The sequence below is a fragment of the Dyadobacter sp. Leaf189 genome (assembly GCF_001424405.1).
Taxonomy (GTDB): domain Bacteria; phylum Bacteroidota; class Bacteroidia; order Cytophagales; family Spirosomataceae; genus Dyadobacter.
The window spans coordinates 1,687,518-1,711,849 of record NZ_LMPS01000001.1; the positions used below are offsets into that span (position 1 = coordinate 1,687,518).

At 44.9% G+C, this 24,332-nt stretch carries 22 protein-coding genes; 13 read left to right on the forward strand and 9 right to left on the reverse strand.

The features are described 5' to 3' along the window. Nucleotides 1-18 precede the first annotated feature (18 nt). The 10 genes from ASG33_RS07160 to ASG33_RS07205 all read left to right on the forward strand — a co-directional run bounded on the left by ASG33_RS07160 (nt 19) and on the right by ASG33_RS07205 (nt 9,907). Entirely contained in the window at nt 19-1,458 is a 1,440-nt protein-coding gene (locus ASG33_RS07160; RefSeq protein WP_056281849.1) for a C1 family peptidase, read from the forward strand. A gap of 147 nt (nt 1,459-1,605) precedes the next feature. Then, the gene (locus ASG33_RS07165; RefSeq protein WP_056281852.1) at nt 1,606-2,217 is read left to right on the forward strand and encodes an FHA domain-containing protein; all 612 of its coding nucleotides are present in this window, start codon (nt 1,606-1,608) and stop codon (nt 2,215-2,217) included. A gap of 27 nt (nt 2,218-2,244) precedes the next feature. Further along, the gene (locus tag ASG33_RS07170) at nt 2,245-2,961 is read left to right on the forward strand and encodes a hypothetical protein (RefSeq protein WP_056281854.1); all 717 of its coding nucleotides are present in this window, start codon (nt 2,245-2,247) and stop codon (nt 2,959-2,961) included. A 36-nt stretch (nt 2,962-2,997) separates the two neighbouring features. Then, a complete protein-coding gene (locus ASG33_RS07175) occupies nt 2,998-3,714 on the forward strand; it encodes a hypothetical protein (RefSeq protein ID WP_056281857.1) in 717 nt (238 codons plus the stop codon). A 17-nt stretch (nt 3,715-3,731) separates the two neighbouring features. Further along, nucleotides 3,732-4,370 (forward strand): FHA domain-containing protein, encoded by a 639-nt coding sequence (locus tag ASG33_RS07180; RefSeq protein ID WP_082489097.1) that lies wholly within the window; start codon nt 3,732-3,734, stop codon nt 4,368-4,370. Between the two features lie 7 nt (nt 4,371-4,377). Beyond that, nucleotides 4,378-5,619, forward strand: a complete 1,242-nt coding sequence (locus tag ASG33_RS25510) for a PP2C family serine/threonine-protein phosphatase (RefSeq protein ID WP_200942724.1) — start codon at nt 4,378-4,380, stop codon at nt 5,617-5,619. Beyond that, a complete protein-coding gene (locus tag ASG33_RS07190; protein ID WP_082489098.1) occupies nt 5,600-6,415 on the forward strand; it encodes a caspase family protein in 816 nt (271 codons plus the stop codon). The genes ASG33_RS25510 and ASG33_RS07190 overlap by 20 nt, the downstream gene beginning before the upstream one ends. Nucleotides 6,416-6,444: 29 nt before the next feature. Beyond that, nucleotides 6,445-7,020, forward strand: a complete 576-nt coding sequence (locus ASG33_RS07195; RefSeq protein ID WP_056281868.1) for a DUF4339 domain-containing protein — start codon at nt 6,445-6,447, stop codon at nt 7,018-7,020. A 27-nt stretch (nt 7,021-7,047) separates the two neighbouring features. Beyond that, nucleotides 7,048-8,517, forward strand: coding sequence for a serine/threonine-protein kinase (locus ASG33_RS07200; RefSeq protein WP_056281872.1), 1,470 nt, complete (start codon nt 7,048-7,050; stop codon nt 8,515-8,517). Between the two features lie 31 nt (nt 8,518-8,548). After that, nucleotides 8,549-9,907 carry a serine/threonine-protein kinase gene (locus ASG33_RS07205; RefSeq protein ID WP_056281876.1) on the forward strand — a complete coding sequence of 453 codons (1,359 nt, stop codon included), beginning with the start codon at nt 8,549-8,551 and terminating at the stop codon, nt 9,905-9,907. 715 nt (nt 9,908-10,622) lie between these two features. Here ASG33_RS07205 and ASG33_RS07215 read toward each other — a convergent pair. The 3 genes from ASG33_RS07215 to ASG33_RS07225 form a co-directional block, all read right to left on the reverse strand. Beyond that, nucleotides 10,623-11,339, reverse strand: a complete 717-nt coding sequence (locus ASG33_RS07215) for a hypothetical protein (RefSeq protein ID WP_056281882.1) — start codon at nt 11,337-11,339, stop codon at nt 10,623-10,625. 39 nt (nt 11,340-11,378) lie between these two features. Next, nucleotides 11,379-12,173, reverse strand: coding sequence for a sensor histidine kinase (locus tag ASG33_RS07220; RefSeq protein ID WP_056281885.1), 795 nt, complete (start codon nt 12,171-12,173; stop codon nt 11,379-11,381). A gap of 173 nt (nt 12,174-12,346) precedes the next feature. Continuing rightward, nucleotides 12,347-12,895: a DUF5655 domain-containing protein gene (locus ASG33_RS07225; RefSeq protein WP_200942725.1), complete on the reverse strand. Its 549-nt coding sequence runs from the start codon at nt 12,893-12,895 to the stop codon at nt 12,347-12,349. A gap of 126 nt (nt 12,896-13,021) precedes the next feature. Between ASG33_RS07225 and ASG33_RS07230 the strand changes: the two genes are divergently transcribed. Both ASG33_RS07230 and ASG33_RS07235 read left to right on the forward strand, forming a co-directional pair. Continuing rightward, nucleotides 13,022-13,834 carry an SDR family oxidoreductase gene (locus tag ASG33_RS07230; RefSeq protein ID WP_229238584.1) on the forward strand — a complete coding sequence of 271 codons (813 nt, stop codon included), beginning with the start codon at nt 13,022-13,024 and terminating at the stop codon, nt 13,832-13,834. A 53-nt stretch (nt 13,835-13,887) separates the two neighbouring features. Next, nucleotides 13,888-14,799: an AraC family transcriptional regulator gene (locus tag ASG33_RS07235; protein WP_056281893.1), complete on the forward strand. Its 912-nt coding sequence runs from the start codon at nt 13,888-13,890 to the stop codon at nt 14,797-14,799. On the opposite strand, the gene ASG33_RS07240 is transcribed toward ASG33_RS07235, so the two are convergent. Next, the gene (locus ASG33_RS07240; protein ID WP_082489099.1) at nt 14,796-15,830 is read right to left on the reverse strand and encodes a Fic family protein; all 1,035 of its coding nucleotides are present in this window, start codon (nt 15,828-15,830) and stop codon (nt 14,796-14,798) included. The genes ASG33_RS07235 and ASG33_RS07240 overlap by 4 nt on opposite strands. Nucleotides 15,831-16,181: 351 nt before the next feature. On the opposite strand from ASG33_RS07240, the gene ASG33_RS07245 reads away from it, so the two are divergent. Next, entirely contained in the window at nt 16,182-16,595 is a 414-nt protein-coding gene (locus ASG33_RS07245; protein ID WP_056281896.1) for an ester cyclase, read from the forward strand. A gap of 46 nt (nt 16,596-16,641) precedes the next feature. Here ASG33_RS07245 and ASG33_RS07250 read toward each other — a convergent pair whose 3' ends face one another. The 5 genes from ASG33_RS07250 to ASG33_RS07270 form a co-directional block, all read right to left on the reverse strand. After that, nucleotides 16,642-16,929, reverse strand: a complete 288-nt coding sequence (locus tag ASG33_RS07250; RefSeq protein WP_056281899.1) for a hypothetical protein — start codon at nt 16,927-16,929, stop codon at nt 16,642-16,644. 326 nt (nt 16,930-17,255) lie between these two features. After that, a complete protein-coding gene (locus ASG33_RS07255) occupies nt 17,256-18,512 on the reverse strand; it encodes a restriction endonuclease subunit S (protein ID WP_056281902.1) in 1,257 nt (418 codons plus the stop codon). A gap of 40 nt (nt 18,513-18,552) precedes the next feature. Beyond that, nucleotides 18,553-19,566 carry a virulence RhuM family protein gene (locus tag ASG33_RS07260; RefSeq protein WP_200942739.1) on the reverse strand — a complete coding sequence of 338 codons (1,014 nt, stop codon included), beginning with the start codon at nt 19,564-19,566 and terminating at the stop codon, nt 18,553-18,555. Between the two features lie 9 nt (nt 19,567-19,575). Continuing rightward, nucleotides 19,576-21,219: a class I SAM-dependent DNA methyltransferase gene (locus tag ASG33_RS07265; RefSeq protein WP_056281909.1), complete on the reverse strand. Its 1,644-nt coding sequence runs from the start codon at nt 21,217-21,219 to the stop codon at nt 19,576-19,578. Next, complete coding sequence (locus ASG33_RS07270; protein WP_056281911.1) at nt 21,219-24,302, reverse strand: type I restriction endonuclease; 3,084 nt, start codon at nt 24,300-24,302, stop codon at nt 21,219-21,221. The genes ASG33_RS07265 and ASG33_RS07270 overlap by 1 nt, the downstream gene beginning before the upstream one ends. Nucleotides 24,303-24,332 lie beyond the last annotated feature (30 nt).

Sequence of the window (24,332 nt, forward strand, 5' to 3'; positions counted from 1 at the left end):
AAAGATTCAGCTTAGTCAATGAAACCGGTACCTGCGCTTTGTCTTACAGCCCTGCTGATGCTTGTTTGCTCCATGGTTTTCGCCCAGGCGCAACAGGGCTTCGGGCTCATCTTTAATGAAGCGGATTTTTCGCGTATCCCGAGAATGCCGGAGCAGGCTTCCGGAACAAAGAGCCTGGAAACCATTTCGTTGACAAAAGATTTGCTGCAATATGCGCCTACTCCTGCCGCGCAGGGCACCATACAAAGCTGCGTTGCATGGGCGACTGCCTATTATGCCTACACAATTCAATATGCCATTCAGCACAAGATCACGGAGCGGGCTGCAATCGATGCAATCGCCCTTTCCGCCATGTATCCCTACAAAAAGTTGCGACCTGGCTGTGAAGGTGGTATGGACATTTTTGAAATTGCGGATTATATGAAGACGCAGGGTAATATCCCTTACGCGAAATTTCCGGTTAACGCCTGCAATGGAAAGTTACCGGCGTCTGTTTCGCCGATCTTTCCAATCCGGGATTATCAGGCGGTATTTGACTACAAAAAAGATCCAGGGAACAAGGGCGTTCAGGCCATTTTGCAGGCAATTGCGTTCAATGACCTGCCTGTGATCGTGGGTATGGAAGTGGGCGACGCTTTTGCAAGACTGAATGCATCGGACACTTATTATGATCCAAAAAAAGAAGGCGTCCGGAAATACGGTCACGCTATGACTGTAATAGGGTATGACCTGCCGAAAAAAGCGTTCAAGATATTGAACAGCTGGGGAAAAGCCTGGGGGCAGGAGGGGGCTTTCTGGATCAGATTTGATGATTTTTCAAAAGTGGCAAAAGCAGGGATTGTCCTGGTCCTCCCCGAGGAAGTGCCTTTGCAATCTCCTGCAACCGCAGGGGTTGCGAAAGTTGGCGGGGTATTTGGGTTTCAATACCTGGACGAGAAGACCGGAGGTTTCGTGCGGATTGCTCCTACGCACGCAGGCAACGGCGTTTATCAGTTTGCAAAAAAAGACTGGAAAGTGGGGCAGGCATTTCAGCTGTTGACCAATAACCTGCACAATGGACTTTCGATGTGCGTTTTCAGCGTCAACAGCAAAGGAAAACCGACTTTGCATTGGCCGCGGGAAAAGGATTTCGGGCTGGGTACAGGCGACAAATTACCTGTCAGGAATTTCGACATGGTGATCCCTTCACCTGAAACTGCATTGCTTATAGAAGAAGCCGGATCAGACTATCTGTGCGTGCTTTACAGCAGCGAGTCTCTGATGCCCGACTTGCAAAGCATTTTTAACCGCATTGAAAACGGAACAGGAACTATTCCTTCACGAATCCGGGAAAGTCTGAGTGATCGGCTCATGAAGGCTGGTACCATTCGTTACGAAGCAGGCGAGATGCGGTTTTCAGGCGCAGGCGAACACGGCAATACCGTTCCTCTGATACTTAAAATTGAGTCAGTAAAGTGAAATTGGGCTAGTGTGCCAGCTAGTTGGGAAAGGCTCTTCTGCCCCCTTATTCCCCCCAAAGAAAATTCCTGAAAAAAAAAGTTAAAAACCACGTTACCTTTTTCATTCTGCGACGATAAATACCTGTAAACCTATAATCCTTTTATTATGGCGAAGCGGTACAGTATCGGCAGAAACCCGGATAATGCATTCAGCTATCCAGCTGAAACGACCGTTAGCGGAACGCACGCCTATCTGACGCTGGTCTCTCAGAGCCAACTTTTGATTGAGGATAACCGCTCAACGAATGGTGTTCATGTGAATGGACAGCAGGTATCGACCTACTTACTACAACGCGGTGATAGCCTGCGGCTGGGCGGCCTTTGGTTGAATGTGGAAGCGCTTTTCCGGGAAATCTGGAATCGGGAACATCCTGCCGAGCGCAAATCCAGCCAGCCTACTTCCAATCTTCCGGGTGTGGATGTGTCCGATCAATTTCTGCAACTCAGAGATGTGTTCAATAAGTACAGGGCTCACCTGGACGAGATCGACAGGCTCAGGCAGGGTACCCTCGCGGACAAAATTGTGCGCGTGTCCACTTTGGGGATGTTGACGAAGTTGGATACCACCAATCTGAGAAAGCTCGATCAGGATGTCAGAGACTGGTTTAAAATGAATTATGTATGTCCAAACTGCATGGTGCACCTCAACGATTTTCCCTGGGAGGCATTGGCAAGACAGAAGAAATGTGCACGCTGCAAAGCAATTTGGGTCAAATAACAGGGACAGAACGTAAACCGTACATAAATGAAAAAGGAACCAGATAAGAACACAAAACAAACGCTGACTGCCTCTGCTGCGGGAGTAGTAGGTGGACTAGGGGCTGCCCTGGGCACCCAGTATGCAGACGGGCTATCTCGGGAAGACGAAGAAGGTAACGATGCGACCAATGTTCATGCTGCAGAACCAGGCGGATTCGAAGCAGGGAACATAGAAAGTGAAAATGTGGATGCTAATACGATGAATGTAAGCCAGGACAACAGCTCAGAAGATGATGAGATTATCGAGGGAGTAGCATTCGATGCCAATGGCGACGGTGTTGAAGACTCCATGGCCTACGATCTGAATGGGGACGGCGTGCTGGATGCGGTGGCAATTTGCATTGACACCGATGCTAACGGTGAGATTGATGCAGTAGCGGTGGCGGCGGACATGAATGGTGATGGCGCCATAGATATGGTCCAGATGGATTTGGATGGGGATGGCGTGCTGGACGCATTGGCGATGGATTACGACCAGGATGGTATCATGGAATATGCGGGTGTGGATACCGATGGAGACCACGTGGTAGAAAGCCATTTTGTAGATACGAATGCCGACCGATCTTACGACCTGGTGATCCAGGACGAAGGAACGGGTGACTACGACGATAGTGCTGATGAGGGTGAGTATGACGCATCGGCAACGGGTGACGACATTGCCTACGACATGGACAATGATGCAGATGTATCCGACTGGGCGTGATCTTAACGAATTGACATATACCTAACTTCGATACACATGGCCGGTCAGACAAACGAACAAGACGCAGCTAAGAAAGGCAATAAAAAAGGCGACGAAAAAGAAATGCAGGGCTGGAAAAATGTGGGAACTGCCGGAGCAGGAGCTGCAACGGGAGCTGCTGCCGCAACCGCGATTAAATACAGCGACGACATAATCCACTTTGTTGCTGGTGGGGAGGAAGAGGACGATCAGACTGGCGATCCCGAGCAGGATCCCAACGTTCCCGGGTCCGATCCAGCGCATTCGGAAGGCGTTATTACTTCGGCTTCCGCCCTACCGCAGAATCAATCCTCCCCGCAAGCTACTCCCAAAGCGGGAATTGCAGGCGAAGTAGATGTGGAAGCAGACGGAACTGGGGATGAAATCAGGGATTCACAGGAGGGGTATGCGCAGGAGGGCGGCCCGATGGACGAAGATGAAGAGGTGATAGACAGTGTGGATGGCTTCATGACGGACACAGAGTTTCATAATGCGGCAGACGCGGTATCCATTAGCGAAGATCATGATGACATTATCGAATCGACTTACAGCACAGAGTCCGACGAGGTAGCGATCACTGAAGAAGTCAGCGAGACTGAAATGGATGATGAGAATGAGTTCATCGGGCCCCCGGAATATGATCTGGCTGACGATATGCTCCATCATCAAACAGACGGTACGGACCAGTCGGGCGACGAAGATTGGGATGCTTATAATCCTGAAAACATCATCTAGATACCAAATCTGCTGTCATGAATATCAAGTTAGGCGAATGCGCCACGTGTCGACAATGGCTTGGGCTGGACGATAAGCACCCCAAAGTAAGGCCCGGCAATGTTTTGCAAGTAAGGTGTTCCAAATGCGGTACGGTGAATGCTGTAAAAGTACCTGCCGAATCTATTCCCATAAGCCAGGCTGCACAGAAACCATCCGGGAACCAGGGCAAAGGTTTTCCCGACGAACCTGAAAGAGCGGGAGTGGAACCCGGCTGGATGGTGGTCCATGACGAAAACACGCCGTCCCAGACATTTTCTCTCAAACCCGGCAAGAATGTTATAGGTCGCTATTCGCCGGACAAGCCCTGCGAGATCATGATCAAAACCAATGACGCATTTATGAGCCGGAACCACTCCCTGATCGATATTACGAAACAACCCGATGGCAGCCTCGTGTTCGTGATTTCCGATGTTGGAAGTACCAATGGCACATTCATCAATGCGGTCAGAAAGCTATCGAGATACGACAAGTTGATCCTTAAAGACGGTGATACCATTCAGATGGGGAAAACAAAGATCGTACTTAAAACACGCCAGTCTACGCAGGATGCGCAGGAAGCTGAAAGTAAAGTGAAGCGGGGCGCTTACCTGAAAACCGTGATTATGTCAAAATGAACTGCCCATGATGATGAATATTGAAATCTATCCACCCCTGGCATTGCACGAGATAGGGAAGCGGGAAAACAATGAAGATTCCATTCTTCCGGCAAAAGGATCGGCAATGGAAACACAGCGGCTGTTTCTGGTATGTGACGGAGTAGGCGGCAGTGCGAAAGGAGAGGAGGCCAGCAGGCTGGTATGCCAATCATTTGACCACAAATTGCAAGGTGGCAGCCGCGCTTCTAATCCAGCTGTAATTGCCGATGCCCTATACTATGCGGAAAAGGAAATTGACCGTTTCGTACTGGCTACCCCGGAAGCTGCCGGAATGGCTTCCACGCTCACCTTGCTCCATTTGCACGAGAATGGCGCCACGATCGCGCACGTGGGTGATAGTCGCGTATATCATATCCGTAAGCGTATGATCCGCTTTGTTACGAATGATCATAAATGGGTAAACAAACTGGTACTCTCGGGTGACCTGACGCCCGAAGAAGCATTGCATCACCCCCGGCGCAACGTGATTGACCGCGCTATTCAGGGGCACGGGCAGCGATCCACAGAAGCAGACGTTGTGCAGATTACCGACATCCGGGCAGGAGATTACTTTTTCCTTTGTACCGACGGTATCCTGGAAGGAATTGAGGAAGAGCAACTGGTGAATATCCTGGCAACCAATGCTGGTGATGCCGAGAAGCTAGGCGAAATCGAGTCGATTTGCTCGGCCAGTTCCACGGATAATTTCTCGGCATACCTGATCAGAATAAAGTCCGTAAGCGGCACAGCTGTGAAATGGACGCCGTCTGTAATGCCAGAAGAGAAAGCTTCCGACATCATCATGACCGAAGAGCGTGAGGGTGAATCCCGCGAAACGCTTGCCCGAACTTCCCAATCATCAATGCCAGATTCTGTCGCTGCGACTGCCGTTTCCGCATTTTCCAATGAAACTCCCCCGCTCGTACGACAGACTCGGCCAGTGAACCAGGAGGAAAAGGCTGGTATGGGGCTCGTCATGCCTATTGTCATTGCTTTGGTATGCGCGTTGCTGGTATTAGGCGGCTATTTCTTTTCAAAAAGCATTTTTGAGGGCAAAGAGGAGACAACAGTGGAGCAGAACAAACCTGCGAGACAAGGTATCCTGGATCCTGATGACAATCAGGAAGAGATGAAATCAGCAGAAAACCAGGCCGGCAAGCAAGGCGACGCCAAGCCTGCAAAAAAGCCCGACTCAAATAAGAAAGCGGATGAAACCGGCAAAAAATAAGGGACCGTATCTTACCCGACTGTTCTGCACTTTCTCTTTGCTGATATGTGCAAATGAAATGGCTTTCGGGGGAACAACCTATGCGGTGGTGGTCGCTATTGCCGACTACAAAAACTTTCGTCCACGTGAAGGTGACCTGACCTACACGGTATCCGACGCCACGAGGTTCTATAACTACCTCAGAAGTAATGCTGGTGGTAATATACCCACCAACCAGATGCGGTATATCACGAACGACAAGGCTTCCAAAGCCGAAATCATCAGCGCTGTTCAGTACATTTTTAAGTTCGCCAAATCAGGAGATAAGGTCATTTTCTACTTCTCGGGCCACGGTGACAAAGGGGCATTCCTTCCGTACGACACCAGGCCGGATGGACATCAAATGCTGCAACACAGTGAAATAAAGGAGCTTTTTAAAGCTTGTCGCGCCGGTACCAAAATCTGCATTGCCGATGCCTGCTACTCAGGTTCTATCACACGCAAGGACATTCAGCATCGTGTAGCTGACAAGGCCTCTAACCAGGCGGATAGTAACGTGGTGCTACTGATGTCGTCACGACCGGATGAGACTTCACTGGAGTCAGCCGAGTTGAAACAGGGATTGTTCAGCTACTATCTGATCAGGGGACTTCAGGGACATGCTGATACAGACCGCAACCGAAAAATCACCATCAAAGAACTGTTTGGGTATGTGCATAAAAATGTGTCAGCAGTAGCGGATAAGCGTTTTCGCTCGTCGCAGCATCCCATGGCACATGGAAGGTTTTCCAAAGAAATGATCATCACTGCCTATTAAATCAATCCATAATCAATAACCTGAATGCAATGAAGAAGTATTACATCATGAAAGGCGGCTCTCAGCTGGGACCGTATTCTGTTGAAGAAATGCATGCCTTCAACCTGCCGGCCGAAACCATGGTCTGGTATAATGAACTGGAGGTTTGGAAAATGCTGAAAGATGCACCTGAGCTCAGGCATCTTTCCGTAAAGCCGGATCAATCAAAAACGTTCTGGTATATCGGTGGGGCAGTGGCATTACTGCTGATGATCGGTGTGTTTGTGGCGTTCGGGAAAAAAGAGGGATCTCAGGAAGTAGCTGATCAATTGGCTTCAACATTCGCTTACGACTCCATGAAAGCCTGTAATGCAACAACCGGAAGTGATGCTACTTATCATGTCAAGGATTGGGAATGCAAGGACAAACGCTATACCATGGATGTTGAGGCAAGCTGGAAAGGTTCAACTTATGAAGGTAACAGTTGTCTGCACGTAGTACGCTGCAAGGTCATGGTCGACGAAGACGGGACCGACCGAGAGTTTGTTGTAAATGAAACCAATGCCTGTATGGAAGAGGATGCCCGTGGAGACTTCAATGTAAGGCGCTATCTCGGAAGAAATTAAACCAGAACACGTTTACCTCCTTACTCAATGAACCTTTTAAACACCCAAATCAGGGAATATACGCTCCTGAGAGAACTTTCACGCGGGACAAACAGCGTTGTATACTATGCCAAAAATCAGCTTGGCGCCGAAGTGGCCATCAAAGTAATGGAGGGCGATGCCAACCTGGATGTTGAAAACCTGCGGAAGCATTTTCGTCAGCAGGCCCAATTGCTGGTAGCTCTTAAACACGAATACATCACGCAAGTGTACGATTTTTACGAAGACGACCGCTGCGTGGCGATCATCATGGAATACCTGAATGGAGAAAGTCTGGAATCTTACATGGCTGCTCATCCGGTTACAGAGGTTGCCAAAGTGGTAAGGTGGTACAGTCAGGTTTTGCCTGCATTTGAAAAAGCGCATCAGATGGGAGTGGTTCATAGGGATGTTAATCCGTCCATGTTATTCGTAACCAAGTCGGGAAATATGAAGATCCTGAGCTTCGGTACGGCGAAGATCGTGCAAGACGCATTGGCGGAAAGTCTGGCCGGAGGCATGAAGACAATTATCAGGCCGGATGTACCCTACTACAAAAGTCCGGAGCTTATAACCCGACCTAAGTCTGCGGATCAGGGAACCGATATTTACTCGCTCGGGGTACTTTTTTACGTGCTGACTACCGGAGTAGAGCCTTATGATAAACAGAATCTGCTGGATGATATTATTTATAAGACAATACCCAAACCGCATTTTTATAGCCAGGAACTGTATGATGTTGTGGCCAGGGCAGCAGCAAAGCAACGCAAGGACCGGTTTGCCAACTGTCTCGAGTTTTTGGAAGCGCTGCAATCGGCAGGTGTAAATCACAATGAAAGCGGCCCTGGTCGGCGAATCAAGCATGAAAATACGTCAACCGGCTTTAAGCCCGGGAAGACGGAAATTATTCAGGAAGGTCCTCCCAAAAAGCCTGAATCAAGGTCGGGAAGTGCTACTGTGATAATCAATGATCATTCGACTTACAGCAATCAGTCAACACGGCAATCGTACCAGCAAAGCGCGGCTAATTCTACGTCTTCCAAAGATGTAGGCCCGCCTCCGATCGGAGCAGCTGCTAATGGAAGAGAGGGTTTCGAATTGGATGTTGGTAACGAAGTCTTCTCATTGTTACAAATGCGCACGGCGGCTATCCTGGGCGGCCCGGCGGTGTTCGGCTATTTTATGTCTGAAAATTTCAAAGTCTTCAAGGAGTATGATAAATCGTCGAAAACGATGACGATTGCGATTATTGCTACGCTGGCTTATTATCTGTTTTCGGCATTGAGCGAGACTTATCCGCTTTTTGGATTTTTGATCTTAGGTAGCTGGGGCTACATGTTCTGGCTGGCTAATGAGCAGGTCAGGGAGATCCGCACTTTTATTGATAAGGGAGGTAAATACAAGCCCATCGGAACAGTGCTGATTGCATATCTGGTCAACATTGCCATTATGATTTTAATCAGCTTGAAATTCAGTTAGTGATCCGACAAACACAATCCAGCTCATTCCTATGACATACATTAATACAAAGATCAAGGATTATACCATTGTCCGGGAGATTTCAACAAGTGGAGGCCAGGGGGCGGTGTATTATGCTACCAACAGCCTGGGTGCCGGGGCCGCAATCAAAATCCTCCATAAAAACCTTACTACCAACGAATCGTTTCGCAAGCACTTCAAGAAGGAGGCCGTCATCACTGCATCTATCGGACATGATCACATCGTGAGAGCACTGGATTTCTATGAAGATGGGGAAACGGTGGCGATCATTATGGAGTACCTCGAAGGTCAGGACCTGCAAAGTTACATGGAGCAGCAGGGTGAATCGCGGGTAGTGCCCATTCCGTTAGCTATGAAATGGTATGCACAAATCCTTCCTGCATTTGCACATGCGCATCAGAAAGGATTAGTACATCGCGATGTAAAGCCTTCCAATTTTTTTCTGACAACATCAGGTAATGTCAAAATACTTGACTTTGGAATTGCTAAAATCCTTGAAAGTGCAGAGTTGAATGGAGATGTTGCAGGCAGTCCAAGTGTGATGTCGCAAGCGGGCACGGCGTATTACAAGAGTAAGGAACATGTACTCCGTCCCGCGTCCGTAAACCACCTGACCGACGTGTACGCGCTGGGTTTGATGTTTTACATTATTACTACCGGCAAAGAACCATTTGACAGCGAGCAGATTACCGACGATATCCTCAACAAGGAGCTACCGCCGGTAGATGGGTATCCTCCGCGCCTGATGCAGGTCTTGCTAAGAGCAACTGCCAAAGACCGTGACAATCGATATCGTGACTGCCTTTCTTTCTTGCATGCATTAGAAACTGCAGTTGCAAATCCGGACGAAAACGTGGAAGAATATGACGACTTGAAAGAAAATATCAAACCACCACAGGAATCTACCAGGCAGCAGAACACGACTACGCCGCCACCGCCCGTCCCGCCACCACCTGTTGGTCCCAGATATGGCGTTTATTCATCAGCGGCAGTCGCGTTCGCGGCATTTGTCGGCGGAGGTTTCGGTGCGGGTTATTTTCTTTCTCAAAACTCGAAACGTCTCGAAGGCGGACGGAACTCGGTGGCCTACCTGATGGGGTGCATTGTAGTGGTATTCACTGCTTACATGTTTTTAGTCAGGGACTTTGATGAAACGGATGTGTGGATGGTGTTTGTATTGATACAAGTGATGACCGCTATCATAGCCTTCGTGCTTGTGGAATCCGGCCAGAAAAAGCGAATTGAAGAGCATCTGAGAATGGGCGGCACCTTCGAGCCCCTATCCGGCATGATCGGTCTCCTCATTACATTCGCAATCATCAATATGACAGTCATCTTTTTCGGTGTAGCGATGATTTATTATACTTAGGGAGGCCTCACAATATTCCTGGTGATTTTTTATAGACTGATTTCTTCATTCCATTTGAAAGCATAAGTGCTATAATAAACATGAGGTATTCCAAAATGTTGAAACCTTGATTGATAACACGGAGCGATTTAAATAGTACGGTATCATGTTTTTGAAGGGCATTAAATATACCGTTCATAACGAATGTACCAGAATGATAGATTATGATAGAAAGGCAAATCCAGAAAATGGGGAGTTTATAAAAAGCGAGTGATAAATTGGGCTTTACTGAAAACATGACAACCATTGCCCATAGGATTAATAGCGAGCCCTCTATATTCAGGTTAAGACCTGGAAAATGGGTCCAGCCTGTTATATAATGGGAGGATATAAAACTGATGATACAGAATAAAATTATAGATAGATACGCCAGTCTTCGGAACTTTAATTGTTCAATCCATTGTGACAGAAACGCAATGACCAAGGTAAATTCAACTGGGATGTAAAAATGATAGAGGGTGTAAAGTGGGAAGTTCAATTTACCTCTATCAATATAGAAAACCAGAACTTCAACGAGTAGTGCCCACAAAAAAATATACCTGAATATCGTAAGCGATCGATCGTGAAGATAAACATAAAAAGAAATGCCGCAGCAAATTACAAGCAATAGCATGTAAACACGATAAAGAATATAAGCAACACATTCGATTGAAATATCCTGCGGCATAACTTTCGCCTATTTGAAAGATGAAAATTCTTTAATAACATCTTCGAAATTATCACTATCTCCCTTTAATTCTTTCATAGTACGCGGAGGGTTTGTTTCAGACTGCATCGTGTCCGCAACTTTGGATCCCTTTCTGTTCATTATTGATGTATTTTTTTTGCTTGCCGAGACACCGAGATCGTTACCGTCGATGTCCATTCCTACTGCAACGAGGGTTGTTTCACCAGGATTTTTAAGTTTATACTGCGTTTCATTATCAACCTCCTCCGGAAGAACGCCGCGAGCTTGATAAAAGCGTAGTCCCTCACACTTGGGTTGCGACAAGATCATCATCAACATTTCTTTTCCAATTTCAACAGCAACAATCCGGTTATCGAGCGAAATTTCAAGGCTATTCACCAGTTGATCGCTAATCGCAATGGCTTTATCGAGAAAATCTAATTCCTTTGTATCGGTATTTTCTTTGTCAGTACCATCTGAGTTCTCTTTCTTGCGTTGTCTCAACTCGTCCAATTCCTTTTTTAACCGTTTCAAGTCACTCTCTTCCTTGGCCAAATCTTCCCAATACTCATTGATTATCATGATGCTGGATTTGTCATGGAAGAAAGCTCCATAGCCCGTTACTTCACTATCATTAGCAAGTTTATACTCGATATCAATCTCTGACAGGGAGCCGGGAGAAGTGGAGGTTACCGCCCTTGTTTTAAGCACACGTTTTCTTTCCATGATTGTTTATGTTATACAGGTTTACAATAATTAAAAGTATCATTCAGAAATGGATAAATTTACCTGGGTTCCGGATCCTGGGCTTGATGTGATGGTGAATGCCGAATTGATCAACTCTGCTCGCCGCTGCATATTCCGCAGGCCAGCTCCTGATGCATTGAGATTTTTATTTTCATCATGCCCGGTACCAAAGCCTTTCCCATTATCAATAATAGATAGACTGAATCCCTTTTCATAAGACATAAGAACCTGAATGTAATTCGCTCCTGAATGTTTTAAAATATTATTGAAACACTCTTGTACAATGCGGAAGAGCATAATTTCTCTTTCATAGCCCAAAGAGACGTGGCTTCCGGAGACAATTAACTGCGTATCATATCTGCCGGTCCGCTTAATTCTTGCTAGTTCGTTCACGAGGCTTTGGTAAAGACCGAACTCCTTGACAAAGTCACCATCAAAACTCTTGGTAATCGCACGGAGATTTACAATTGATTTATCAATAACTACGAGGGCTTCATGAATATGCACCTCCTTCTCGGAGACCTCAGCAACTTCCTCCAAAATATCAAGATTAATTCGGGCTACTACAAGGAGCTGGCCAATGTCGTCATGCAATTCCTGCCCGACTTGTTGTAGTATGGCGTTTTGAATCTCAAATTGCGATTGCAATATCTCTCGCGCATATTCATTACGCAGATTGGATATTTCTAGCAAACTGTTCCGTTTTCTATTCTGATAACTTACAATCGCGACTATAACTACAATGGACAGAAACAAAATAAATAAAGAGCTTCCTACAACTGTAATTATAATTTCCCGGTCGGAGGCTTGCATATCTGAATGATCAATATATCCCAAGGTAATGTAAAATTCATCTTAGCGCAAGTTGATGTTACCTTTTGATATATACGTGTTAAATCAGCCCCTCTGCATTAGCTTTTCCGAAAGCTTCATTAAAGATGCTGTTGGCCAATATGAGAATGCTTTTGTCTCGTGTCATATTTCAATCAAACACTCACAGTCAGCGCCTGCTTCACCAAACTCATAATGTATTCCAGATTCGTAGTGTCATGCACTTTTATCTCATAATCCCCATTGCCCCAGGTTCCGACATTTGAAACATCCCTGGACAGATTTTTTGGACCATCCAATTGTCCTTTTTTTAGGTTAATCCACCATTTCAGACTTGTTTTCAAAACAAGCACATCAGCAAAAAATTTTCCTTTCACCGTAAACCCGATCACCATCTTTTGTGGCTTAACCTCAATATCAGGTCCAAGGTTAAGGATCGCATTCTTAAAAGTCTCATATAGCTCAATAGTCTCGTCGCTTTTACCAGACAAATGACCTTCTTCCGGGTAAGGTTTGGTTTCTTTTGCAAGCTTGCCAATTTGCCATACGCTTCGTTGTATTCCACAATGAAGTCCGCCCGGTAATCGAGCATCAGATTGAGATACGAAGATTTTGAATGTCCTTTTCGAGTTTAAAAGGTACTTCGCTGAGGGGAGAGAGGGCAGATTGATTGGTGGTGAAGATTTGCATGCAAGCGTTTTCAATAATTCTCTGTATAAATCACTTCCGGGTTCAAAACCGTAAAAAGTATACAACAACCCTGAATTCGTATGCATACCGGCCCCGTTTTCACCCCGACCTTTGATGCATCATTTTAAAAATCAGAGATCATGAAAACCATTTTAATTACAGGAGCAAGCAGCGGTATTGGTAAAGAAACTGCTAAGTTATTTCACGCCAAAGGCTGGAACGTTGTCGCTACCATGCGCAATCCGGAATCCGACATTGAACTAGGGGAATTAGAAAATATACTGGTTGCCAAACTGGACGTGCTTGATCCTTCCTCCATTGATCATGCTGTGAATGAAGGCATTGCCAGGTTCGGGCAGATTGATGTTTTGTTGAATAATGCCGGTTATGGCGCGTATGGTGTGCTTGAATCTTTTTCGAGGGAGCAGATCATTCGCCAGTTTGATACAAATGTGATCGGGTTGCTGGATGTGACAAGAGCTTTACTGCCGCATTTCCGCAGCAACAAAAGCGGGATTATTATCAATGTATCGTCGATTGGTGGCAAGATGAGCTTTCCACTCGGGACCTTGTATCACGGGACAAAATTCGCGGTCGAAGGCATTTCCGAATCGCTGAACTTTGAAGTGCAGGAGTTTGGCGGAAAGGTCAAAATCGTAGAGCCGGGCGCGATCGCTACCGATTTTACGGGCCGCTCGCTGGATTTCAGCAATGATGAAAGCATGACGGAATACCAGCTGATCATCGGTAAATTGCTGGCAGCAACGCAGGCCATGTTTGGAGACGCCTCCCCAGCGAGCGTTGTGGCCGGTGTGATTTTCGAAGCCGCCACCGACGGCACAGACCAACTGCGCTACACGGCGGGCGACGACGCAAAAGCCATTATTGCCCAGCGCCAGCAGGCCGACGACGCCACTTTTACCGGCATCATTAAATCCCAGTTCGGTTTGTAATTTAGAGATTATTTACGCCTCATTGTCAGCACAATGAGGGTATCTTTGTTTTTATGAGCACAAATATTCACCTGCACACCATCGAGGAACTGTTGAAATTTTTCAGGCTTGACCAGCCTGTGCACCACCCGCTCGTGGCGATCATCGATTTCAGCCAGGTTCGCGAGGCGGACATTGGGAATACCAAAATCTCGACAGATTTCTACACGCTGATTTACAAAACTTACAACCGGAATCACGTAAAATACGGGCGGAAGCTGGTCGATTTTACAAATGGAAGTCTGATCTGTCTGGCACCCAATCAGGTGCTGGAAATGGACGACGATATCGAGGGATCAGCCCAGCCATTGGGTTGGGGCCTGGGCTTTCATCCCGATCTGATCCGGGGCACGCCGCTGAATGACAAAATGAAGAGTTACAGCTTTTTCTCCTACGAAGTCTCGGAAGCGCTGCATTTGTCGGAAAAGGAGAAGCAGATTTTGACGGAATGTGTTCAGAAAATCGAAGCTGAACTGCACGAAAATATCGATGTGCACAGCCAGTCTATCCTCGTATCGGGCATTGAAATGCTGCTAAACTATTGCTCCCGGTTTTACGGCAGACAATTCATCACCAGAAAAACCTCCAACAACGCAGTGATCGTGCAGGTCGAGAAGCTTCTCAACGAATATTTCGGTCTCGGCGACCTCAGCGAACGCGGCCTGCCGACGGTAAGATACCTTGCGGAACAGGTGAACTTATCGCCCAATTACCTGAGTGACCTCCTGAAAAAAGAAACCGGCAAAAACGCGCAGGACCATATCCACTTTCACCTGATCGAAGAAGCCAAAAATATCCTTTTAAGCAGCAGCCGCTCAGTCAGCGAAATCGCCTATGGCCTGGGTTTTGAATATCCTCAGTATTTCAATAAGCTTTTTAAGCAGAAGACCGGGAAGACGCCGGTAGCGTTCAGGAATATGAATTAAAAATAGGTCTTCACAGCGAAGTTGAATTGGTCGATAAATATTTTCTTAAACGGGCTGATATTATTCTGCTCGTAAAAAACCAGCATTGCTTTTTTGTATTCAACCGAGTCGACAGTCCGGAAAGAAATCGGGCAATATTGGTGAGCAATCAGAATTGCATTACTAACAATGCGGGCTGTTCGTTTATTACCATCATTGAATGCCTGAATGTAAGACAGCAAGACCAAGGCTAGCAGGGATTTTTCAAACACACTTTCTTTCCGATTAATCAATCTGCACATGTCTTCCAGCGCTTCTCTGATCTGGTGTTCATTGTCGAGCGGCTTATAGTTTGTCCCGGAAATACCTACACGTCTTCGCCTGATATTTCGGTCAACGTCAAGGTCCTTGATGAGAAGGCTATGGATATCTTCTATCCGTGCGGTGGACAAAGGCACTACATAATCAGGGTTCTCCACAATGAAGTTGATCGCTTCTTTGTGGTTCAGTAACATGGTCGCATCATCCTTGGGCTTGCCTGCGGCGGTTTCTTTATCCTTCAATAAACGTTCGGTCTCCAGCAGCGAATAGGTATTACCTTCGATTTGTGAGGACTTCCAGCTTAGGTCAATAGCAAGCCTTTCCATTTCCTTACCGTAAGCGGCCGGGCTCATCTCGGCCACATTATTGCGAAACTCTTCTTGCAACTGTTGCAGGCGATTTGCTTCTTCGGCCGTGAATAGATCTACATCCCATAGAACCTCGGTAATTAGCTGGAAATTGAAATCTTCCTGAATCTTTCGCTCGTCTATTTCCTGTTCGAAATAAACAGCCATGTCCAGTTGACCAAAAAGCTTATTTGCCGGACTAACCACATACCTTGTCGCTCGCGTTTGCCCCTCCACCAATAGCTGGCCAGTTTCAACCAGTGCGGCGATAGCTCTTTTGGTTGTCGCGTAAGAACCCCTGCCCACAGTTTTATGGATCTCAACAGAGGAGCATAACGGATGATCCTTTACGAAATGAAGAATATCAGAATCTATTCGTGACATAATTACGGCTCATTTGATATCGGATTAAAGTTCAAATTTAATAGAAAATGAGCTATAATTTTAGCGTTTATGAGCCGTAAACCAATTATAGCTCATAATCGATCCAATTACGGATCAATTTTCGGTATTTTTGAGCTGATTTTTAAGAGTTATGAGCCATAAGCGTTTTGGTTCCGATGGGAAAACAAAAAAGGACTGTCACCAACACTTAAGGCGTAAAGTGCATCATTCGTTGGGCTAAAAACTGCGCTCGTATATTCCTATCAGTAAGGTCCGATGGAGATCAGTATATCAATTCAAAACTGCCTTATTAATACATTCAAACGCATTTTATTGTAAACCCTTCAAAAAATGACACTGGAAGAGAACAAGAAGTTCATGAGCAACTTCATTGAGGAAGTAATTAATAAAAAGAATCTGGACGCCGCTGATGATCTGGCGGCAGCGGACTTTATTGAGCATCTGCCATTCCCGGGCCAGGAACCAGGGAGAGAAGGGCTAAAATTTGCGATCAACGCAATGCTTACCGGATTTCCTGACATGAACTGGACAGTGCAGGAGCAAATCGCAGAAGGCGAAACGGTTGTCACCCGGTTTACCTGGACCGGAACCCACGACGGCGCATTTATGGGAATCCCGCCAACGAATAAAAAAGTGGAAGTTTGGGGTGTCGTGATCGACGTAGTCAGAGACGGGTTATTTGCTGAAAGCCGGATCATTATGGACACAGTGGGGTTATTGCAGCAAGTCGGTGTGATGGGTTAACAATGAAATAGGGTGCCTCTCGATTTTGAGACACCCTATTTCATTTCTAAACCTTGCCCGCCATCCTTTGAAATCCCTCTACAAGTAAATTGACATCAAAAAGCGCCGACTTTTCAGCCGTATCACACGGAACATCCGAATGATAAAGCGCCAGATCGTGGACCATTTTGAGCGAATGCGCCAGCTCCTTACAGCCCTGACATTCTATCAGATACCAAAACTCGGCTTGTGATTCCGTCAGCGGATCGCCGACATTTGATGCGTGACGTGCATCATTCGTTGGGTTGACTGAATTTGCAATTGAGCCAACACCGGAACCATGTGACGTTTGCATTGCGAAATGGTTTGATGTGAACAAAAAAGGAGAGGTCACTGCAAACGTCACCAAAGCGAGCTTTGACAGGTCTCGGGACTTTCACCCGTATGCCCCTCCAAGACCATTTCTTCCTGTTTTTTAATTTTAAGCTCATATTGAAAATTGGAAAACGTTTGCGTGGCAAATATAGGGGAAAGTTTTAAACCAGGAAGAATCAATGAACCATCGGCAATTACTATTCAGATCTTCCGTAGCAGCTGCCCGGCGTGTTGCGTATTATGCGAAACGGCTACCATAAGGCAGCCGTTTATCTCTAAGTCCACATATACGAAGCATGAATTACATCAATCAAATAAATGCATTTGGAACTGCTCTTGTCTTGCATTACTCGCTCGCTCCTCCGATATCTCCTCCATATTATCATTAATCTCACCTACGGACACCTGGCCGTTCATGAGCATAGGAAGCAACCAATCTCGAAGTGAGGCGAGCTGTTGGTTTTGCTTTCTATTATTCAACATCTGTTCATAAAAACAGACAGATGTTTCTCCAAACAAATCAATTAAGCTTTTTGCTGGAACAACTAAGCTCGTTTGTTTAAAGTCGTTTGATACCAAGGCATCGAAAACGGAGCCAGCGGCTTTCCCTTTCATGAACTGTATTAGGTTGATACAATGCTGATGTAAAAAGCAGTAATTTATGTCCGGTTTCGGCAATACCGCATAACAAGATTGATTCATAGCCATGTTTGTTGACGCAATATTGATATTGCCTACTGTTCCACGAGCGGTTATGAAAATGGTTCCTTTCGGATAAAGCTTGCTACTGCAATTTTTAAGTCCCATCTCTGTAATATGTTCTTCTGTTTCGGTAACAAAAAAAGAATTCTCGTGGTCTTTTGGTGTAAAAAAAGGGACCGAGCCGTTCCAAAAATATGGATTATCTTTTCTCGGAGTTCCTCCGCCTAGTAGATCACCGACATTGTGAATTGTTCCAACCTTCCACCCCTTCGGAATCTCTCTTTTCAGCACCTCATCATAAACCATTTTACCGCCGGAGGATTTGTAGGGTTTTCCATCTTGATTGGGAAAATCAAACTGCACAAACCAATAATCATACAGGGTTTTGGCCATCTGTTCCAGCTCCGCATTGATGCGGTTGTTGAGTTCTATTTTATTGTCTAAGAAGGAGAGGATTGGAATAATCTGCCTCTGAATTTTGGGAGGAAGGTATGGGATTATAATTTCATGTAAATCGTTTCTATTTATTCCGGGCACCGTGCTTTTGTCTGATGTTTGTAGATTTCCTAAGCACTTCATTAAATAATAAATATACTTTGGAGAATTGCCATAAAAATTCGTGGCATATAAAGTTGTATTGTGAGGCCAGTACTCTCCATTTATATAATATACTTCCCCTAAGGTACCATATCGGCCAGTCACTATACCTTCGCCATATGCTTTATAGTCAGAATGATAGCCCGAAATGCCGCCAGAGCTAATAATAGGAATCATGCCGTCCTTTCTACTTCGAGAAGGTAAGTCGTACCCCCTCTTAAAGTTCACAATGTCTCCCAATCTTTTCCCTATCGCTTTACTCATATCTTATTCCATTCAACCTTTTCAAATCTTCTTTCAATTTTCATTTATCAATCTTTGTTTTCTTCACCAGTTTATCAAAATCACTTTCATAAATCAGGTCTTGTATCACTCTGAATTTGTCATATTCGCTTTCTGCCGTCTTTTTGGCGACAACAGCAGATATCTTTCCGGCATCCTTTAATATTCCATATTCATTAAAAGTTAGAAAAGCGTCCAGACGGCCCACCCAATCTGTCATTTTCATTTCTTTTTGACGCCGCGCCATGTTCTCTGCAAAGTCGAGATACATCGTTACTATCCGGTTGAGCTCAGAAAGCTCGCTTTCATTCAGATAGTTTTTGGCCACGCTTACATCTGTTTTCAAAATTTTTCCGCCCCTTTTCTCATTTTTCCAGGATGTAAGTCCCATATTTGGTTTCGCTGCATCTGCCCGCAATTTTACCAACTCGGCCGCAGTATGCTGATGAATAGCCCAATGTAATTTGTTTTGCACCGTCGCATAAAACTCTTGCGTAACGGGCGAATGCTTATCATAGTCGATGGAAGTGGCGTAGATATCCGTAATCTTTTGGTAGAACAATCGTTCGCTGGCCCGTATCTCCCGGATACGTTCCAGTAACTCCTCAAAGTAGTCCTTACCAAAAAGTTGCTTGCCTTGTTTAAGCCGTTCATCGTCAAGCGCAAAACCTTTGATCAGGTATTCCTTCAGGACGGTTGTTGCCCACTTGCGGAACTGAGTTGCTTGAAAGGAATTCACCCTGTAACCCAGCGCAATAATAAAGTCCAGGTTGTAGAAATCTACCTCTCTTGACACACTTCGGCCACCCTCATCTTGAACTGTCCGGATTTTCCGAACAGTTGAGGCTCTATCTAATTCGTTTGTTTCAAAAATATTGGCTGTATGCTCACTCACTGTTGATTTCGCTACGCCAAACAGTTCACCCAAGGTCTTTTGGTTAGCCCAGATCGTTTCTGCCTCGGCATCGACAATCACCTGCACCCGTACGTTACCATCATTCGCCTGATAAAAAACAAAATTTGAAAATTGCTCCATTTCCATTTCCTAGCTCAATTTTAGCTGTTTCAAATTTGCTACAATCTCTTTGTCAAGCTTGTTTCCTTCCGCAAACAATGTGTTCAACCTTTCTTCAAATCCCTGCATTTTAGAAGCAAACTCCTCGGCTGTAATATCCACGTAATCAATTTTCACCTCAAAGTACTGCCCCGCGCTGAAGCTGTAATTCTTTTCCTTTATCTGTTCTTTAGTTACAACAACAGAAAGGTTTTCCACCGCTTGACGGCTATTGAACGTATTCACAATGTCCATTTCCTCTGTTCTACTGAGGACGGTTCGCTGATTTTTTCCTTCTTTTACGTCAGCGCCCAGCTTGCTGGCATCCATAAGTACGATTTGCTCGCCGTCAGCCTCTTTGTCGATAAATAATACCGATACGTTGGTGCCCGTGCTTGCAAAGATATTGCTGGGCATACTTACCACGCCCCGCAGCCAACTTTTATCTACCAACCGTTCCCGAATTTTTTTTTCGATGCTACCCTGCGCTGTTATAAAACCCGTAGGTACTACAATAGCAGCCTTACCTGTTTCATTCAGGCTGAACATAATGTGCTGGATAAAAAGCAGATAAATCGCCATTTTATCTTTGTCCTTATTTGGGATCTTCGGTATTCCAGCAAAAAACCGCTCTCTAAAACTATCCTTCTCCAAATCCCCCCGAAAATCTGAAAAATCCAGCTTGAAAGGTGGATTGGAAACAACATAATCGAACTCCTGCTTACCTAAATAAAAGGGTTGCGAAATTGTATTTGTCTTGATTACATTGGGAATGCTATGTGTAAGATTATTAAGAATGAGGTTAAGCCGCAGCATGACGCTAGACTTTTGCGAGATATCCTCCGAGTAAATGGTACATTTATCTTCACCGATTTTATGCGCCAAAGACATGAGCAGCGAGCCTGACCCTACACTTGGATCGTAGCATTTTTTGTTGCCTTTTTCATCGCTATCTACTAGTATACTCGCAATAATGCGAGCTACGGCATTGGGGGTATAGTATTCCGCGTATTTGCCGCCGCTATCGCTATTGTAATCTTTGATAAGATATTCGAAAATGTCTTTGAAAAAGTCATATTTTTCTTCGAATAGAAAATCAAAACTCGTCTCAAAATTAAAGTCCACCATTTTATTTATGATGGCCCTGCAAAAAGCATCTCTCTCAGATGAATCTCGTATAAATTGTTGACTCAACCTATCAAACAGTATATCTTTTACTCCGTTAAAAGATTTGACAGAAAAAACGTCTGCATTCTCTGTTGAAATTTGAACCAGTGTATCATCAAACAGCTTTCCAAATTCAGGTGCATTTTGATTGTTATACAAATATCCAATCAAGTGATAAGGTTTTAGTCTTGGCACATTAGGGTCCAAAGAGGCGAGCATAAACTTATAATCCTCCTCAGTCATTGAGCTCAATGCATCTGAAAATTCTTTTGGATCTAAATGCTGGAAATCATTATTGTCTTTTCTAACCTCATAACCAAATCTATCGTTAAATATTTTATACAGAAAGCATTGTATAATTATATCGAATTCGCCTGCCGAATTACCTAAACCGTAATTTGCACAGACACTTTTTAAACTGTCTATTAAGTTTTTTGTCTTGGTGACAAATTGAATATCCTGAGTCATTAATAGTACTTGTTGTTATTGTATAATTGAAAGTATTCTTTTGATATTAAATGATTAATGTTTTCTGTTGTTTCGAAATCAAGTGGGATGTTTTCTTTTCTTTTAAATTCTTGTATCACCAGTTTCATAACATACTTCGTAAAAAAAGCCTCGTTATTTAAAATATCCTCCTGCCCTTCGAGCTTAGTATCCACTTCCGATTTCACAACGCTGAGCGCCCGATGCAGTTGCATTTCCTTTGCATTCAATCCGCCCTTTTCGGTCAAGCGCTTGTGAATGCGTGCATACTTTTCATCGTTGCAATATTTGGCTTTCAATAAGTTGTTTTTTCGGTTCAGCTCCTTGGCTTCATCATAAATCCTGCGGAGCAACGGTAGATTTGCCACCAACTCCTCCTGCGTGGTTTCAGTAATATTTTTCTTCTTAAAGATTCTTTCAAGTTCTTCCCTCAGCGTGACAAACTGCGGGTCCTGCGGGTCGAAGTTGTCTTGCAGCGCGGTTCTTGTTTTACGCAATTGATCTTTGAGTTCATCGGCCAGCCTCAGTTCTTCTTCGCCAACTTTAATGAACTGGAAGACAATGTCCTCCAAGGCGGCAGCTAGCAAATTTTGCGTAGCGGTATCATTGCCTATATTCTCGATAAAGTTGAGATTATCGAGGCGGTTTTGTGCCTCAATCAGCAAGCGATTAAGGACTTCAAAATTAACCAACTCTCCCAGACCTTCGTAGCCATTGATGGCTATCATGTTTTTAAGCTCTTTGGCAGTCCTCAGAGCCTTTACCAATTCAAGTAATGCACTTTTATCATTCAACTGCGCAATCTGCTGTGAAAAAATCTCTTTGTTTTGAGTATCGTAACGGAAGAGCGTTTCGCTGATCTTTTCCAGCTCTTCCCTGATCTCTTGCTCAGATTTAAATAGGTGATTGTAAAGCTCCGCTTCATCACCTAGCTGATCCTGCAACTCCTGGAAATAAAGCTGATTGGTACGATCAAATGCTTTGGATATATCGGCAAAGTCCACCACATACCCATATTTGTATGTTTTGTACGGTCGGTTAACACGCGTAAGCGTTTGCAGCAGGTTATGATCCTGTATCACGCGGGCAAGGTACAATTTCTTCAATCGCTTCGCGTCAAAGCCGGTAAGCAGCATATTGTACACAAAGAGAATGTCCACCTTCGCTGCCTTGTAAGCATTAATCAATTCCTTGCGGATCGTCTTGTCATTCTCGTCATGCAGGATTAGTGCTGCTGTCAGCATTTTTTTGGGCCGCTTTCCGTACGGCACAAATGGTTCTGCTGCCATACGAACCAAGTTCTCTGCGTGTGTTTCCTGGGTGCCATACTGTTCCTCAAACAACCTGAAAAGTGTTTTTGCTTGTTTTGAAGAATCGCAAACTACCATCGCGCCCAGGCTGTCGTCCCGCCAGTAATCCCTAAAATCTTGCAGATCGTTTGTGATATAATCAAGCAAGCCACGGGCGAATTTTCTGTCGGCGTATACATCCGAGGCTTTGATATCCCCCTCTCGCAGTTTGATCTGCTGCATCAAGTCCTTCATTTCCATTTTGAAAGAGGACTGAATTTCTTCCCGGATCAGGCGCAGCGTATACCCATCGGCAATCGATCGATTGTAATAATATTTATGAAAATAGTTGCCGAACAACAGTTTGGAATCATAATCCTTCGCCACTTCACGCAACAGCGGCGTGCCGGTAAGAGCGATCAAAACCGCTGATCTGTCAGAGTTGATAAGGTTAGCCAGATAATTCCCTTTCGGGTTGTAGCTTCTGTGGGCTTCATCTAAGAAATAAATGCGCTGGGTGTTGATATCATACTCAGGCAAATCTTTCGCCAGGGCATCTTCACTGAACTTCTGAATATTCACTACTGTGATTTCTGCCTTTCCGCTGTTATTCTTAATGGCGCCCGAGATTTGCATGTCGTTGATAAAGTCTGCCTTAGAATTAACCTGTACAACTTTTAATCCCCGGTTAGCAAATTCTATTTGGGCCTGAGTCAACAAATCCAGGCGATCCACCACAAAATAAAACTTGGGTATAATGTGTTGCCGCTGGTAATAGTCTGTGAGATACTTTACATTATAATAGGCTAGGGCAGTTTTCCCCGAACCCTGCGTGTGCCAAACAATCCCTTTACGTTTTCCCTCGCTCAACCTGGCCGAGATGGCCATTGTGGCAAAGAGCTGCGGATAACGCATAATGTGTTTTTGCTTGCCAGTCTCTTCCTTCACGTATGCGATGGCATACTGCAATACAAATTGCAAGCGCTCCCGGCTGAAAAGACTTGTAAGAATGCGATTTGTAGGTGTGTTAAGTTCTTTATTAGTTTTAAACTCAGGACTGTGTTTAATCACTTGCAAATTATTGTCCCTTAGCATATGGTTTTCCTGTTCTTCGCTAATGTTTGAAAGCTTCTGGCGAACAGGAAAATCTTCATCTTCTCTGAAATAGTTGAAATTCAGGTCAGCGTAGGCCGAAGTGGCGTAAAACGCACCGAATACCGGCTCAACAATGCCATCTTCATACTCCATGTTGTTGGAGAAAACCATCAACTGCGTAATATTGGCAAAGCGACGGAAGCGCTTGTTCCTGAAACGAGAATTGATTCGGCTGCGCTCAGCTAAAACACCTTCCTTGTTGTGTGGCTTTTTTACTTCAACAAAAGCGAGCGGCATCCCATTGATCAAGATGGTAATATCTGGTCTGAATTCCTCATCCCCATTTTTTGCTGTCAGTTCAGTAGTGACATGGAAATTATTATTGTCGAAATTCTCGAAATCAATCAACTTAATTCCTGACTTAGCAGTGATTCGGTTATAGAATTTCTCGCCCAGGTCTTCATAATCCAGTTCCAGGCTCAGCTCGTCAAGCACACGCAGAATTTCTTCTCTGCTGATTTCACCATTATTAATCTTGAAGACGCTTTCTATGAAAATACTTTCAAAAATATTCGTGTCTTCCCTTCTAATCTGTTGATTCAGGGGAATGTAATCATAGCCTAACTTCATCAGATGAAGAATGGCTGGTATTTTGACGCGCGAGTTTTCGTTGAAGGCCATTGAGTATGTTCCTAATTTATCGAAGGGTGA

Excerpts from the sequence above, each read along its gene's own strand:
- ASG33_RS07230 (WP_229238584.1), top strand. The coding sequence starts at position 13,022 with ATGAAAACCATTTTAATTACAGGAGCAAGCAGCGGTATTGGTAAAGAA.
- ASG33_RS07220 (WP_056281885.1), bottom strand. The coding sequence starts at position 12,173 with ATGCAAGCCTCCGACCGGGAAATTATAATTACAGTTGTAGGAAGCTCT.
- ASG33_RS07255 (WP_056281902.1), bottom strand. The coding sequence starts at position 18,512 with ATGAGTAAAGCGATAGGGAAAAGATTGGGAGACATTGTGAACTTTAAG.
- ASG33_RS07235 (WP_056281893.1), top strand. The coding sequence starts at position 13,888 with ATGAGCACAAATATTCACCTGCACACCATCGAGGAACTGTTGAAATTT.
- ASG33_RS07265 (WP_056281909.1), bottom strand. The coding sequence starts at position 21,219 with ATGACTCAGGATATTCAATTTGTCACCAAGACAAAAAACTTAATAGAC.
- ASG33_RS07245 (WP_056281896.1), top strand. The coding sequence starts at position 16,182 with ATGACACTGGAAGAGAACAAGAAGTTCATGAGCAACTTCATTGAGGAA.
- ASG33_RS07190 (WP_082489098.1), top strand. The coding sequence starts at position 5,600 with ATGAAACCGGCAAAAAATAAGGGACCGTATCTTACCCGACTGTTCTGC.
- ASG33_RS07200 (WP_056281872.1), top strand. The coding sequence starts at position 7,048 with ATGAACCTTTTAAACACCCAAATCAGGGAATATACGCTCCTGAGAGAA.
- ASG33_RS07195 (WP_056281868.1), top strand. The coding sequence starts at position 6,445 with ATGAAGAAGTATTACATCATGAAAGGCGGCTCTCAGCTGGGACCGTAT.
- ASG33_RS07215 (WP_056281882.1), bottom strand. The coding sequence starts at position 11,339 with ATGGAAAGAAAACGTGTGCTTAAAACAAGGGCGGTAACCTCCACTTCT.
- ASG33_RS07180 (WP_082489097.1), top strand. The coding sequence starts at position 3,732 with ATGAATATCAAGTTAGGCGAATGCGCCACGTGTCGACAATGGCTTGGG.
- ASG33_RS07205 (WP_056281876.1), top strand. The coding sequence starts at position 8,549 with ATGACATACATTAATACAAAGATCAAGGATTATACCATTGTCCGGGAG.
- ASG33_RS07260 (WP_200942739.1), bottom strand. The coding sequence starts at position 19,566 with ATGGAGCAATTTTCAAATTTTGTTTTTTATCAGGCGAATGATGGTAAC.
- ASG33_RS25510 (WP_200942724.1), top strand. The coding sequence starts at position 4,378 with ATGATGATGAATATTGAAATCTATCCACCCCTGGCATTGCACGAGATA.
- ASG33_RS07170 (WP_056281854.1), top strand. The coding sequence starts at position 2,245 with ATGAAAAAGGAACCAGATAAGAACACAAAACAAACGCTGACTGCCTCT.
- ASG33_RS07240 (WP_082489099.1), bottom strand. The coding sequence starts at position 15,830 with ATGTCACGAATAGATTCTGATATTCTTCATTTCGTAAAGGATCATCCG.
- ASG33_RS07175 (WP_056281857.1), top strand. The coding sequence starts at position 2,998 with ATGGCCGGTCAGACAAACGAACAAGACGCAGCTAAGAAAGGCAATAAA.
- ASG33_RS07165 (WP_056281852.1), top strand. The coding sequence starts at position 1,606 with ATGGCGAAGCGGTACAGTATCGGCAGAAACCCGGATAATGCATTCAGC.
- ASG33_RS07270 (WP_056281911.1), bottom strand. The coding sequence starts at position 24,302 with ATGGCCTTCAACGAAAACTCGCGCGTCAAAATACCAGCCATTCTTCAT.
- ASG33_RS07250 (WP_056281899.1), bottom strand. The coding sequence starts at position 16,929 with ATGCAAACGTCACATGGTTCCGGTGTTGGCTCAATTGCAAATTCAGTC.
- ASG33_RS07160 (WP_056281849.1), top strand. The coding sequence starts at position 19 with ATGAAACCGGTACCTGCGCTTTGTCTTACAGCCCTGCTGATGCTTGTT.